The organism is Salmonella bongori NCTC 12419 (genome assembly GCF_000252995.1).
Classification (GTDB): domain Bacteria; phylum Pseudomonadota; class Gammaproteobacteria; order Enterobacterales; family Enterobacteriaceae; genus Salmonella; species Salmonella bongori.
Map to the genome: position 1 here is coordinate 2,926,662 of NC_015761.1, position 13,683 is coordinate 2,940,344.

At 52.8% G+C, this 13,683-nt stretch carries 12 protein-coding genes; 2 read left to right on the plus strand and 10 right to left on the minus strand.

Features of this window, described 5'->3' with window-relative positions:
• Window positions 1-4 precede the first annotated feature (4 nt).
• The gene (locus SBG_RS13720) at window positions 5-1,483 is read left to right on the plus strand and encodes an acetyl-CoA hydrolase/transferase family protein (RefSeq protein WP_000868911.1); all 1,479 of its coding nucleotides are present in this window, start codon (window positions 5-7) and stop codon (window positions 1,481-1,483) included.
• On the opposite strand, the gene srsR is transcribed toward SBG_RS13720, so the two are convergent.
• The 9 genes from srsR to SBG_RS13765 all read right to left on the minus strand — a co-directional run bounded on the left by srsR (window position 1,469) and on the right by SBG_RS13765 (window position 11,219).
• Window positions 1,469-2,374: a LysR family transcriptional regulator SrsR gene (gene srsR, locus SBG_RS13725; protein ID WP_000350783.1), complete on the minus strand. Its 906-nt coding sequence runs from the start codon at window positions 2,372-2,374 to the stop codon at window positions 1,469-1,471. The genes SBG_RS13720 and srsR overlap by 15 nt on opposite strands.
• Before the next feature lie 145 nt (window positions 2,375-2,519).
• Window positions 2,520-3,263: an oxidative stress defense protein gene (locus tag SBG_RS13730; protein ID WP_000770081.1), complete on the minus strand. Its 744-nt coding sequence runs from the start codon at window positions 3,261-3,263 to the stop codon at window positions 2,520-2,522.
• Between the two features lie 93 nt (window positions 3,264-3,356).
• Window positions 3,357-3,992: an arginine exporter ArgO gene (argO, locus tag SBG_RS13735; RefSeq protein WP_000626878.1), complete on the minus strand. Its 636-nt coding sequence runs from the start codon at window positions 3,990-3,992 to the stop codon at window positions 3,357-3,359.
• A gap of 197 nt (window positions 3,993-4,189) precedes the next feature.
• Window positions 4,190-5,050 carry a small-conductance mechanosensitive channel MscS gene (locus SBG_RS13740; protein WP_000389827.1) on the minus strand — a complete coding sequence of 287 codons (861 nt, stop codon included), beginning with the start codon at window positions 5,048-5,050 and terminating at the stop codon, window positions 4,190-4,192.
• Window positions 5,051-5,177: 127 nt separating this feature from the next.
• Window positions 5,178-6,110 carry an HTH-type transcriptional activator AllS gene (gene allS / locus SBG_RS13745; RefSeq protein ID WP_000886718.1) on the minus strand — a complete coding sequence of 311 codons (933 nt, stop codon included), beginning with the start codon at window positions 6,108-6,110 and terminating at the stop codon, window positions 5,178-5,180.
• Window positions 6,067-6,894, minus strand: a complete 828-nt coding sequence (locus SBG_RS13750; RefSeq protein ID WP_000628512.1) for a DUF2877 domain-containing protein — start codon at window positions 6,892-6,894, stop codon at window positions 6,067-6,069. The genes allS and SBG_RS13750 overlap by 44 nt, the downstream gene beginning before the upstream one ends.
• Before the next feature lie 148 nt (window positions 6,895-7,042).
• A complete protein-coding gene (locus SBG_RS13755; protein WP_000287391.1) occupies window positions 7,043-8,305 on the minus strand; it encodes a YlbE family protein in 1,263 nt (420 codons plus the stop codon).
• A 16-nt stretch (window positions 8,306-8,321) separates the two neighbouring features.
• On the minus strand, window positions 8,322-9,983 hold the full coding sequence (locus tag SBG_RS13760; protein WP_000638460.1) for an acyl-CoA synthetase FdrA: 1,662 nt from the start codon (window positions 9,981-9,983) through the stop codon (window positions 8,322-8,324).
• Between the two features lie 12 nt (window positions 9,984-9,995).
• Complete coding sequence (locus SBG_RS13765) at window positions 9,996-11,219, minus strand: MFS transporter (RefSeq protein WP_000004206.1); 1,224 nt, start codon at window positions 11,217-11,219, stop codon at window positions 9,996-9,998.
• Between the two features lie 304 nt (window positions 11,220-11,523).
• Here SBG_RS13765 and SBG_RS13770 point away from each other — a divergent pair, with 304 nt between their 5' ends.
• On the plus strand, window positions 11,524-12,429 hold the full coding sequence (locus SBG_RS13770) for a carbamate kinase (RefSeq protein WP_000728325.1): 906 nt from the start codon (window positions 11,524-11,526) through the stop codon (window positions 12,427-12,429).
• 122 nt (window positions 12,430-12,551) lie between these two features.
• Here the strand turns inward: SBG_RS13770 and fbaA are convergent, their stop codons facing one another.
• Entirely contained in the window at window positions 12,552-13,631 is a 1,080-nt protein-coding gene (gene fbaA / locus SBG_RS13775; RefSeq protein ID WP_000034371.1) for a class II fructose-bisphosphate aldolase, read from the minus strand.
• Between the last annotated feature and the right edge of the window lie 52 nt (window positions 13,632-13,683).

A 13,683-nucleotide genomic window follows, 5' to 3' on the forward strand; every position in this document is an offset into this window, starting at 1 on the left:
AGCGATGAAAGTTTCCTGGCCAATAATGAGCGCCGATGACGCGGCGGATATTATCCAGCATAACGATATGGTTGCGTTCAGCGGTTTTACCCCCGCCGGTTCGCCTAAAGCGCTGCCTGCCGCTATCGCCAGACGCGCCAATATTCTGCACCAGATGCAGCAGCCTTTTCAAATTCGGCTCTTAACAGGCGCGTCTATCAGCGCCGCTGCCGACGATGCCTTGTCGGAGGCCGACGCGGTCTCCTGGCGCGCCCCCTATCAGACATCATCCGGCCTGCGCCAAAAAATTAATCAGGGGCAGGTTAAATTTGTCGATCTGCATCTGAGCGAAGTCGCGCAGATGGTTAACTACGGTTTTTTTGGCGAGATCGATGTGGCCGTTATTGAAGCCACTGCGATAACCCATGATGGACGCATCTGGTTATCCAGCGGTATCGGCAATGCGCCGACCTGGCTACTGCGGGCCAAAAAAGTGATTATCGAACTGAATCACTATCATAATCCACGCGTCGCCGAGCTGGCCGATATCGTCATTCCCGGCGCGCCGCCGCGACGTAATAGCGTCGCGATTTTTCATGCGATGGATCGCGTTGGTAACCAGTATGTGCAAATCGATCCGCAAAAAATTGTCGCAGTGGTAGACACCGATCTCCCCGATGCTGGCAATATGCTGGATAAGGCCAACCCTATCTGCCAGCAGATCGCCGATAATGTGGTGACATTTCTGTTGGGTGAGATGGCGCAAGGGCGCATTCCGGCAGAATTTTTACCGCTGCAAAGCGGCGTGGGCAATATCAATAATGCGGTAATGGCGCGGCTTGGCGAGAATCCGGATATTCCATCGTTTATGATGTATTCCGAAGTATTGCAGGAGTCTGTGGTTCATCTGCTGGAGACAGGCAAAATCACAGGCGCCAGCGCCTCCAGCCTGACGGTTTCCGCCGACTCGCTGCAAAAGATTTACGATAATATGGATTTCTTCGCCAGTCGTATTGTGCTGCGCCCGCAGGAGATTTCCAATAATCCGGAAATTATCCGGCGGCTTGGGGTCATTGCGCTGAATGTCGGTCTGGAATTTGATATCTATGGTCATGCCAATTCCACGCATGTGGCCGGCGTGAATTTGATGAACGGTATCGGCGGCAGCGGTGATTTTGAGCGTAACGCTTATCTCTCAATCTTTATGGCCCCGTCCGTTGCGAAAGGCGGAAAAATTTCCACCATCGTGCCAATGTGCAGCCATGTGGATCACAGCGAGCACAGCGTTAAAGTGATCATTACCGAACAGGGGATTGCCGATCTGCGCGGGCTCTCTCCCCTGCAACGCGCGCATACCATTATTGATCGCTGCGCACATCCGCTTTACCGCGATTATTTGCACCGTTATCTGGAAAACGCGCCCGGCGGTCATATTCATCACGACCTTAACCACGCTTTTGATCTTCATCGTAACCTGCTGGAAACAGGATCAATGCTCGGCTAGATCGTCTCCGTCGCGATCTTCGGCGATATGTCGGAGCATCGTGGCGGTATATTGATGATTTTTCAAAGAATAAAGATACTCCTGCATGTACATTGGGCTGTACGGCGCATCAAAATATTTCAGTTTTGCCGGATTCACCAGCCGCCAGGCGAAATGCGGCACTACCGTCAGGAATTGGCCGCGTTCCACCGCGCTTATCTTGGCCATAAAGCTGTACGGACGGTAAATTACCGTAGGATTGATCCCGCAGGGCCGCATGTAGGCATCCAGCATCGCCTCGAAATTGGCCCGGTTCTGGAAACGCATTTGCAGCCAGGGCAGTTCACGCAGTAAATCCTGCGGCTGCTTTTCTTCATACCGCCGGGAAACCAGAAAGCCAAGGCGTAACGGCGGCAGTTCGCTAATCGTCAAGTTTTCCAGATCCTGCACACGCGCCGATACATGCTGTGGCGAAATAATAAAATCGAGCTGCCTGTCGAACAGGTTATCAATCACACCATTTTCGCTGAATTCGACGGCCTGAGCCGTCACGCCGTCATATTTGTCGCCGAGACTAATCAACTGATCGAAAATAATGGTTGGATACGTATTATCAATACCTATCACAATGTTGCGTGAACGACGTGCGGAGCGATGAATCTCATTATCGATAGCCGATAAACGTTGATAGATGGGAAAGAGTTTTTGATAAAGTTCCTGCCCCGCTTTATTCAGACTGATACTGTTATCTTTACGGGTAAATAGCGTATAACCAATTTGATCCTCCAGCGCAGCGATGCTTTTCCCAAAAGGCGAAGCCGTCATGTGGATTTTCTCCGCCGCCCTGGCAATATTATTGGTCTGCGCCAACAGGATGAAATTTCGCATTTTTTTAGAAATAAAAATATCCATAGTCACCTCAGAAAATCACTATGGTCTATCCTCATTCGGCGGAAAAAAAAGACTGGATGTCAGTTCGCAGTTTTACAGTTGCTCACAGAAAAATAGTGATGACAAGGGAAAAGCGCGGCCCGGAACCCCGGGCCGCTAAGTCAGATTACTGCGCATCAGGCGCCGCTGCAGGCGGCTCTGGCGTAGGCTCAAGCTGGAATACCACATCCACCTGATCGTCGAACTGAATAGTCGGTTGCTCGTAAGTCTCCTGCGCGGAAACTGGCGCCGCATCTGCGGCTTTCATCATTCGAACTACCGGACTCGGCTGATAATTAGAGACATGGTAACGAACGCTGTAAACCGGTCCCAGTTTGCTGTTAAAACCAGCCGCCAGCGCCTGGGCCTGATGTATGGCGTCATCAATGGCGGCTTTGCGCGCCTTATCTTTATAAGCGTCTGGTTGCGCTACGCCCAGCGAGACAGAACGGATCTCGTTCAGTCCGGCTTTTAACGCGCCATCCAGTAAAGCGTTGAGCTTATCTAACTGACGCAGTGTTACCTCCACGGTTCGTACCGCGCGGTAGCCTTTCAGAATGCTTTTACCATTCTGGTAATCATAGTCCGGCTGCGTGCGCAGATTCGCCGCGCTAATGTCTTTCTTCGCTATCTGATTTTGCTGCAGGAAGGAAAGATATTGCGCCATGCGCTCATCGGCCTGCTTCTTCGCCGTCGCGGCATCCTTTGCTGCGACATTCACTTCAATCGCTAATGTGGCGATATCGGGCACAGCATCAACGCTTGCTGTACCAGAAGTAACGATGTGCGGGCCTTCCGGCAATTCGCTTGCCTGCGCCGACATTGCACTTAAACCGACTAATGCAGCCAGGGCTATCACTTTGAGCTTCACCGTTTTTCCTCCATGTTGCTATCATCGCCCTGAGAGACAGGGCTCATGCAGGCAAGCTTAGCGGATAACAGCCTGTTGTCCATCAGACAACGCTTAGTTGAAAAGTGCGTGAATGTGCGCGACGCCTTCTCTCGCCAGATGGAACGCGATAAACCACATCACGCCCCCAACCAGAATATTGATAATACGCTGTGCTTTAGCCGTACGCAGCCGGGGTGCAAGCCAGGCCGCCAGCAGCGCCAGACTAAAAAACCACAGGAACGATGCGCTAATCGTACCGAGCGCGAACCATCGCTTCGGCTCCATATCCAACTGCCCACCGAGGCTGCCCAGCACAACAAATGTATCCAGATAAACATGCGGATTCAGCCACGTTACCGCCAACATAGTGGCAATAATTTTCCAGCGCCCCTGTTTCATGACCTCGGCGCTGGCGAGTTCCAGGTTACTGCTCATCGATGTTTTCAACGCGCCAAAACCGTACCATAATAAAAATGCCACGCCGCCCCAGGTAACCAGCGCCAGCAGCCACGGCGACTGCATCAGCAACGCGCTACCGCCAAAAATACCGGCGCTAATCAGAACTAAATCACTCAACGCGCAGAGCAGCGCTATCATGAGGTGATACTGACGACGAATTCCCTGATTCATCACAAACGCATTCTGCGGACCCAGCGGAAGGATCATGGCGGCACCAAGAGCAAGCCCTTGAAAATAATAAGATATCACGTTAACTACCCTGAACTGATTTTCTTAAAAACAGACTATAACGCGGGAGCATTATTAGCGGAAATTGATAATATTAATCGCTAATAAGAAACTCTAATGAAAGGGGATATATCTCATGGCAACTAACGCTTATCCGATCTGCACACGAGCATGTTACAGACGGATAAGCGCAGCGCCAGCAGGGATCGCTGGAAACGTTATTCTGTGGCGTTATCTTTCACGCGTTTAAAATTGACGTCCATTTGCGGGTACGGGAAGCTAATACCGGCAGCGTCGAATTCACGCTTAATACGTTCCAGCACGTCCCAGTAGACGTTTTGCAAATCGCCGCTTTTACTCCAGACACGTACCACAAAATTAATGGATGACGCTCCCAGTTCATTCAAACGCACCGTCATTTCGCGATCTTTTAAAATACGATCGTCGGACTCGATAATCGTCGTTAGCAGCTGTTTTACCTGATCGATATCCGAATCGTAGGCCACGCCAATAATAAATTCGTTACGGCGAACCGGCTCGCGAGAATAATTGATGATATTGCCCGCAATAATTTTACCGTTCGGAATGACGATGATTTTGCCGTCAACCGCGCGCATTGTCGTGGAGAAGATTTGTACGTTCAATACCGTACCAGCAACACCGCCCAGGTCGACGTACTCACCAGCACGGAACGGGCGGAACATAACCAGCAATACCCCAGCCGCAAGGTTAGAAAGCGATCCCTGTAATGCCAGACCGACGGCTAAACCGGCGGCACCCAGTACGGCGATAACTGAGGCGGTTTGGACCCCCACTCGCCCCAGAGCCGCAATTAGCGTAAACGCAATAACCCCATAACGCACCAGCGCAGAAAGGAAGTCTGCTACTGTCGCATCAATATGACGCGCGCGCATCAGTCGATTTACCGTGTTGGCGATCATGCGCGCCACAATCAACCCGATGATGATAATAGCGATAGCCGCAACAATATTTACGGCATAGCTAAGCAGTAATGCCTGGTTGCGCACCAGCCAGGTGCCCGCACCATTTATGCTGTCGACAACATTCAAATCTTCCATTCAATTTTCCTTGGTCATAGCAAAATAAGCAAATGAGATCATTCTCACGAAAACAACATGTTAAAGGTAAACAAAAACAGAAGAATATGCCATTTTCATGACGGACCAATAATGTACAGGGTGACTTTTACCGCTCAGCAGGACGATCGACCATCCGCAAAAATCCGCCGACAAGGGGGTGCTTCTGCCTGAAAATTTCAGCAATTTCACTGACCACTTTCCCGCTTCCGGCATTCTTCCAGGCAATGGATAGTGGTGATGGCTGACGAAAGTTCGCCACCGAACGGGCGATGAGCGCGCCAGACTCGACGTAAGGACGGCACATGCGCTCCGGCAGAAAACCAACGCCCAGGCCGCTTAAGTGGCAGGCTAGCTTAGTACTGAGATCCGGAACTTTTATCTCCTTCTGCCCGCTCAGCAGCCACGCTACACGGCGGGTAAGGGTCCGTGAGGTATCCTCAATGTTGATGGCCGGATAGCGTCGCAGCATATCATCAGATAACACTTCCGCCGGATGGCTGGCTAAAGGGTGGCTCTGTGCAACCACGAACTGCCAACTGATATCCCCCAGCGGCAGCAGAGAAATAGTGTTCGACAATGACTCCGATCCGGTGACGCCAATCGCCAGCTGAAAGTCGTCATATAATAGTGAGTCCCAGACGCCCATATATACCTGGCGGGAAATCTGGAAGCGGGTAAAAGGAAACTGTTGGTGCAGCCACGTCAGTAAATCCGCGGTCGTTTGCGGTTGATACAGCAAATTGTTGATGACGATATTCACCTGACGTTCAACGCCAGCGTTGATCTGCTGAAGCTCATCTGGCATGGCGTCCAGCCAGTTGAGCCACTGTCGGCAATGTTCGAGCAGGTGCTGACCCGCCAGCGTCAGGCTGACGGAACGGGTGGTACGCAAAAAAAGCTGCGTCCCTATCTGTTCTTCCAGCGTTTTTATCCGGTAGCTGATCGCTGCGGGTGTTTTATGTAGCGAGCTGGCGGCACGGGAAAAGCTTTCCGTCTCAGCCACCCGAATAAACGTGCGTATTGTTTCCTGATCGAGCATTCAGTCCCCTTGAGTCAGCTCTGTGAAGCCAGCGTTGCGCTAAGGCTATCCCCAGTATGGTATCAGCGCCGGAGGTGTGTCCTACCGCGAGAAGGTGGTGAAGCGCACGGTTAGCGTCACGTCCGGTTTGTAAACCACGAATCACGCTCAGAACAGGCGTCGAGAACTCGCCCAGCCTGGCGCTATTCAGATAGCTACAGCTTACCGCCGTTGTGAATAATGCCAGTTTATCCGCTGGGGGTAAAAAAAGGTGGAGCGGTTTACGCGCAGCGCAAAGTACCGCCAGCATCCCCGTCAGCATATCGTCACCGCTGGGGGTCAGCCCCGGCCCACGTCCGATGAGCCAGCACCAGTCAGGGTCGCTCCCGTGCTGCCAGCGCTCAAGCCCGGCCATAATTTCCGGGTACAATGGCATGGCATCAAGCGGTTGATTGAGTCTTCCGCATAAGCCGCTTTGGTGTAAACAAGAAGAGAGATCGACAGGAAGAACTGCGCCAGGCGTCAGTTGCAGCCTGAGCGAACGACGAGAATGAACGCTGAGGCCCGGCCCGTTCAGGATATTGCCGTTTTTATGCAGTTGCGCCGTCATCGTCAGGCAGGAAAATTGCGCATGGCTCAATAAAATGCCCGTTGGCCCCATGCCTTTGCCATAGCGATACAACGTCAGCAGTTCGCCACTCGCGTGGGCGAAGTTTATCGCCTGCGAGAATCGGCTGTGCAATAACCATTCACCGTCCGGGAGTCGATCAAGCCCGGCACAGGCCAGCGCATTGATAGTGATCATGGATATGCTCCGATATGCCTCACGTAGGCCCGATAAGCGCCACCGGGCAATGTCTGCGAGGAGTGGCTGCCTTATCCGACCTACAACCGATGCCCGTCCATGGCCTGTAGGCCGGATAAAACGCATGGCGTCGCCATCCGGCCTCTTATTACGCGGTGATGTGATGCTCTTCCGCCAGCGCTTCCAGCGCTTTTTCAAAGCACAGCAGCGGCGCGCGAACAGTACCTGCTCCTACCTGACCAATCCCCGCTTCGCGGTGAGCGATACCGGTATTGATGAGCGGAGTGATCCCGGTTTCAACTACACGACGAATATCCAGTCCCAGACATGCCCCTTTGAAATCCCATGACGGGATCTGGAACAGCGGATTGTTGGCAAGGTAAATTTCCGCCATTTCTTCGGAGGTTTCCAGTGCCGCGCCCATTCCGCCTGCGCCGACAAAACGGGTTACCCCCGGTGCGGCAATCATCGCAGCACCGCCAATGCCTAGCGTTTCGGTAATCGCGCTATCGCCGATATCTGGGTTCGCGTCGGCCTGGCTGTAGCCGGTGAAGAACAAGCCCTGCGGCGTATTTACCGGTGCGGTGAACCAACGATCCCCGGTACCGCTGACGCGAATACCGAATTCACGACCATTGCGCGTCATCGCCGTGACCACCGAGCCCGCTTTAATCACTGCCGCCGCATCCATGACCGCTTTACTGTAGGCCATCGCCAGGTTGAGGAAGAACTGATCGGTGATGCTGAGAAATTGCAGAACTTCAATGATTTCCGCTTTCGGACGATCCAGCCCCGCAATCACCGGAGACAAAGTACGCAGCAACAGTGAAGAGGCGGCGATGTTACGCTGATGGAACTCATCACCCATAGTGATAGCCTGAGCCATCATCGCCGTCAAATCAACGCCGTTCTCCATACGGGATAAGGCTTCCTGCAGTACTGGTGCCAGGGTATCGCGCATCCAGCGCAGACGCGTCTGCACATCGTCGCCGTAAGCGCCAAAACGCATCACTTTACCGATCCCTTCGTTCAGGTTGCAACAGGATTGGTTGCCATGCACCATATCACGCACGACTAACACCGGCATGTTAGCGGAAGTGATTCCCCCCATCGGCCCAACGGCGCCCACATGATGACAAGGAATAAATTCCACTTCACCCAACTCCAGCAGACGTACGGCCTCTTCTTCGCTCGCCGCCCAGCCTTCAAACAACGATGCGCCAATACAAGCTCCGCGCATCGGGCCAGTCATCTCTCCCCACGCAATCGGCGGACCAGCATGGAGTAATTTACGTCCAGAAGATAATTCCGCTACCGCTTCTTTTGCCGGACGAACAGCAACCCAGTGCGGGCGTGCGGCTTTAATACGTTCAATAATGGCGTCATTGGCCTGTGCTATTGATGAATACATATCGGTACCTCTGAAATTAATGTAACTGCTTGAGTAAACTGGCGAGACGGGCGTTACCACCCGCAATGGGGGCCCACTGATAATGCACAACCGGCGTGCCGCTGCTTTGCAGATCCAGCGCAAAGCTGCGCAGTCCGGCATTAATCACCTGGAGGCCGTCCAGCAGGGCGCTGTGCGCAGCCGCTGCGCTGACGTCATGATGACGAGTCAGACTGATGGCGAGCAGCACGGCTTCTTCCAGGGTTTCCACCACCGCGATGCCTGCCGCGCGCAGAATATCGATCTGTCCGCTGCGTCCCTGTGGGTCAGCGTCAGTGCCAGTCAGGGTGGCGATAGTCACCAGTGGCGCGGCGCGTTTGGCATGAACCCGCTCAATGGCATCAACCACGGCTCCCGCCGGGTTGGCGCAGGCGCCATAGCCCAGCACAACATCCAGTAACAGCACGCCGACATCCGGCATCGCGGCCAGTTTTTCAATTTCAATACTGCGGGTGGTCGGGTCGATCATCGGGTGCGGCCTGCCCAGGGTGTAGCTATCGTCGCCAAGATCGACAATGCGATGCCCCCCGGTTTCAAGCATGACGCCATCGGTATGGCTTTCACTGACCGGAACGCCAAGCCCGGCAGAGAGCAGCATTGCGGCTTCTGCGGCGAGAGTACCGCCGGCATACAAGCCATAGATGCCTTTACCGGCAACCTCTGGCTGAATTTCTCGCTGCTGCGCCACGCGCATCAACAGAACCGCCAGCTGTGCGGCATCAGACAGTGAATTCGCCAGCCAGACATTCCCCTCGCGGCGCTGTTCTGGCTTGCTGCCCAAAAAGAGCGCGACTACCGGTTTCCCCACTTTCTGCATTGCTTCAATAATGCGGGTTCTGACCTGCGGCGATGGTGGTTTGGAAACAAAGGCAATCACTCGCGTGGTGTCGTCTGCGGCCAGCATCTCCAGTGCGGTTAATGCGCTCATTCCGCCGACCTCTGCGCTCAGGTCGCGTCCCCCTAAGCCAATGGCATGGCTGATGCCCTGCTGATGCAGTGCAATTTGTGAGGTGACCTCCTGAATACCGGTGCCGGAGGCGCCAATGACGCCAATCCCACCGTCCGGTAACACGTTAGCGAACGCCAGCGGACTGCCGGCAATCATCGCCGTACCACAGTCCGGCCCCATCACAATCAGCCCACGCTCACGCGCCAGCGTTTTCAGTTCAACTTCCTTTTCCAGCGGCACGTTGTCAGAAAACATCATCACGTTTTTGCCAGCCAGTAGCCCTTCTTTGGCCACTGAGGCCGCGTATTCTCCGGCGACGGAAATCAGCAACAGATTGGCCTGCGGTAATTTCTGGCAGGCGCTCTCCCAGCGGCGAGCCTTCAGCAACCGTTGCGAACTCCCCGAAGCATTGGCGATGGCGCTCAGCTCTTTTTCCAACTGTTCGCGGATTAATTCGAGGATCTCTGGTTGTTCCTCGTGCGTTCTCACCGCCACACAAATGTCGTTCGGGGTGGCTTCAGCAAAATCGTCATGCCAGAAACCCGTGGAATCCAGCATCGCTTTATTCGCCGGCGTTCCCATCATGACAGAAACCTGGTCGACTTCCGGGCGTTCACTTAATTTGCGGGAAATAATCATCAGGCTGACGGAGTCCTGAAAACTTCCCTTTTTAATAAAGGCGTAAATCATTACCGCTACCTCTTATGTACGTTTTTCTTTCAAAAACAGCATGGCTACCAGGCCAATACCCAGCAAAATCGCGGAGACATAAAAACTGGATGCCAGGCTACCGGTTATATCGCGCGCCGCACCAGCAATAATGGGTGCCAGAATAGATGAGCTCATGCCGATAAAATTAAATAAGCCAAACGCGGTGCTATAATTATTTTCATCGACACTATCCGCCACCAGCGCCACCAGTACCGGATCCAATGCCAGTTTTCCGACGAGGCCGTAAACGCACAGGGCGATAATTACGCCGGTCATATTTGGCATCCAAATAATTGACAGCATGCTGATAATCGCAACCGGAACCAGGAACAAAATGAGCGGCTTGCGCTTACCTAATTTGTCAGACAAGCTGGAGAACAACAGCGCGCCAGGAATAGAAATCCATGCCACCAGTGAAGAAATAAACCCAGTTTCGCCTCCGGCAATACCACGTTCACTTTGCAGATAATACGGAAGCCAGGTAAGGATAACGAAGAAACCAAACAGGCTACAAAACACCATTACATAAGTCAGGATCAGATTACGGTTTTTCAGCAGATCGCTAAATTTCCCTTTTTTCACCTGCTGGCCAGCAACATCAGCGTTACGCTTTTTCTCTTTAACTAACAGCCAGATAGCCACCCCCACCAGGACTGACGGAATAGCCATTGCGTAGAACGGCATACGCCATGAATGGCCCTGATCGTAAACCAACCAGCTGGAGGTCATCAGACCTAAGGCGATACCAAAGGCCATGCCGCTGTTAATAATTGCGCTGCCCAGCGAGCGGTATTTCTTAGGGATTTGTTCTGAAGATAAGCCGTACTGCGGGCCATAGTAGGTCCCTTCTCCGGCCCCCGTTACGACGCGAGCAAACAGCAGCATATACCAGCTTTTTGCCCACCCCGTTACGGCGGTGAAGAGGCCAAACAGAATAAAACCTGGCACCAGCACTTTTTTCTTACCAATTTTATCGCCGAGAATTCCTGCCGGGACCTGTAATAAGGCGTAAGAAAAATAGAATACAGAATTAAGAATACCTAATTGCGTTCCACTTAAGCCGAATTCTTTTTCCAGTTCACCCATCACCGGGTTCAATATTGTCCGGTCGGCGTACATGAAAATCCATCCCAGCCAGAACAGGAAAACGGTGACCCACCAGGCCGGTATTCCTTTTTTCTTTGTGACCTCAGTCACTTCACATGATTCAGACATAAGCTGTCTCCGGGCATTAATTTCCCCAGTCGATGAGGAAAGAGGTTTAAACTGCGCCTACCATATCGGGCTAAAACATCTTTTCTTTTGAACAAAGTCACACAAAACCCATTGTTATAAATTCCTGGGAATTGATGCTCACATTGTTAAAAAAACTCTAATAATCATTTTCAAAGTAATTTATATAAAAGCGGTTTGTATTAGTCAGATATTTTTGCGGATACAGGCACTGTCGGGTTTGTCACATTATAAAAGCCATTTCACGTTATTTTGACCGCGAGATATTTTGCTTATTGAGGTCATAATGAAAAAGAAACTGGTTATTGCCCTGGGCGGCAATGCATTATTACAGCGTGGAGAAATTCTGAGCGCAGAAAACCAACAGCGCAGCATTCAGCTTTTTGCTCAAATGGTGACAACGCTGGCCCGCGATTACCAGCTAGTGATTGTTCACGGTAATGGCCCGCAGGTGGGGCTGCTGGCCTTGCAGAATGCAGCGTACACTGAATCTCCGGCCTGGCCGCTGGATATTCTGGTCGCCGAAAGCCAGGGGATGATTGGCGTCGCCATAGCGCAGGCGTTGACGCAAAGCGGTGGCGGCGTCCCCGTGACGACGCTGATGACACGTGTTGAAGTCGATCCGCGGGATGAAGCCTTTGCTGCGCCGGGTAAATACATCGGTCCGGTGTATCAACCGGAGCAGCAAGCTGAACTGGAGGCGCGCTACGGCTGGACGATGAAGGCTGATGGGCCGTACATTCGCCGGGTCGTCCCCTCCCCGATGCCGCAAAACATTATCGACAGCGACGCGATTCAGACGCTGATGGCGGCCGGACATATGGTGATCTGCTGTGGCGGTGGCGGCGTTCCGGTCGTGGCACAGGACGACGGATATCAGGGAACCGAAGCCGTGATCGATAAAGATCTCACGGCGGCAGTACTGGCGAACGCCATTAATGCCGATCACCTGCTGATCCTGACCGACGCCGATGCCGTGTACGAAAACTGGGGAACTCCGCAGGCGCGCGCGCTGCATCACGTCACAACAGAAGAACTGGCGCCCTTCGCCGCACCGGACGGTGCTATGGGGCCAAAAGCGAGTGCCGTCATTGAGTTTGTCAAACAGACCGGGAATATGGCATTTATTGGCGCGTTAAAAGACGCTCCGCAGATCCTGGCGGGCGAGAAAGGCACCTGCGTGACCCGGTAATTTTTTGCAAAACGGCGACTTTGCCTTTTCCGGCCCGCACCGTTTATAGGCCTGATAAGCGAAGCCCCATCAGGCAAAAAAAATGGCTTCCCGCGGGAAGCCATTTTAATCAACAGACTACGTTACAGAACGTCAATCGCGTTCAGTTCTTTAAATGCTTTTTCCAGACGAGCGATCATGGAAGTCTGGCCAGCACGCAGCCATACGCGCGGGTCATAGTATTTTTTGTTCGGCTGATCTTCGCCTTTCGGGTTGCCCAGTTGACCTTGCAGATACGCTTCGTTTTCTTTGTAGTAGTTCAGAACACCTTCCCAGGTTGCCCACTGGGTATCGGTATCAATGTTCATTTTCACTACGCCGTAGCTTACGGAGTCTTTGATTTCCTGAGCGGTAGAACCGGAACCGCCATGGAAGACGAAGTTCAGGCTGTTGTGCGGCAGGTTGTGTTTCTTAGACACATATTCCTGAGAATCACGCAGAATGGTCGGCGTCAGCACAACGTTACCCGGTTTGTAAACACCGTGTACGTTACCGAAAGACGCCGCGATGGTGAAACGCGGGCTGATTTTGCTCAGCTCGGTGTACGCATAATCAACGTCTTCCGGCTGAGTGTACAGTGCGGAAGCGTCCATGTGGCTGTTGTCCACGCCGTCTTCTTCACCACCAGTACAACCCAGTTCGATTTCCAGAGTCATGTCGATTTTGGACATGCGCGCCAGGTATTTGGAGCAGATTTCGATGTTTTCGTGCAGAGACTCTTCAGACAGGTCAATCATGTGAGAAGAGAACAGCGGTTTACCGGTAGCAGCAAAGTGTTTTTCACCCGCGTCCAGCAGACCGTCGATCCACGGCAGCAGTTTTTTCGCGCAGTGGTCAGTATGCAGGATAACCGGAACACCGTAGTGTTCAGCCATCTGATGAACGTGATGTGCGCCAGAGATTGCGCCCAGAATTGCCGCGCCCTGAGGCACGTCGGATTTCACACCTTTACCCGCGATGAAGGAAGCACCACCGTTGGAGAACTGTACGATGACCGGCGCTTTAACTTTTGCAGCGGTTTCCAGAACAGCGTTGATGGAATCGGTGCCTACGCAGTTAACGGCTGGCAGAGCGAAGTTGTTTTCTTTTGCTACCTGGAACACTTTCTGTACGTCATCACCAGTGATTACGCCTGGTTTTACGAAATCAAAAATTTTAGACATGTTTCGTTGTCCTGTATCGTCGGGCTTTGGAAAAAACACGAGCCGCCCTGAA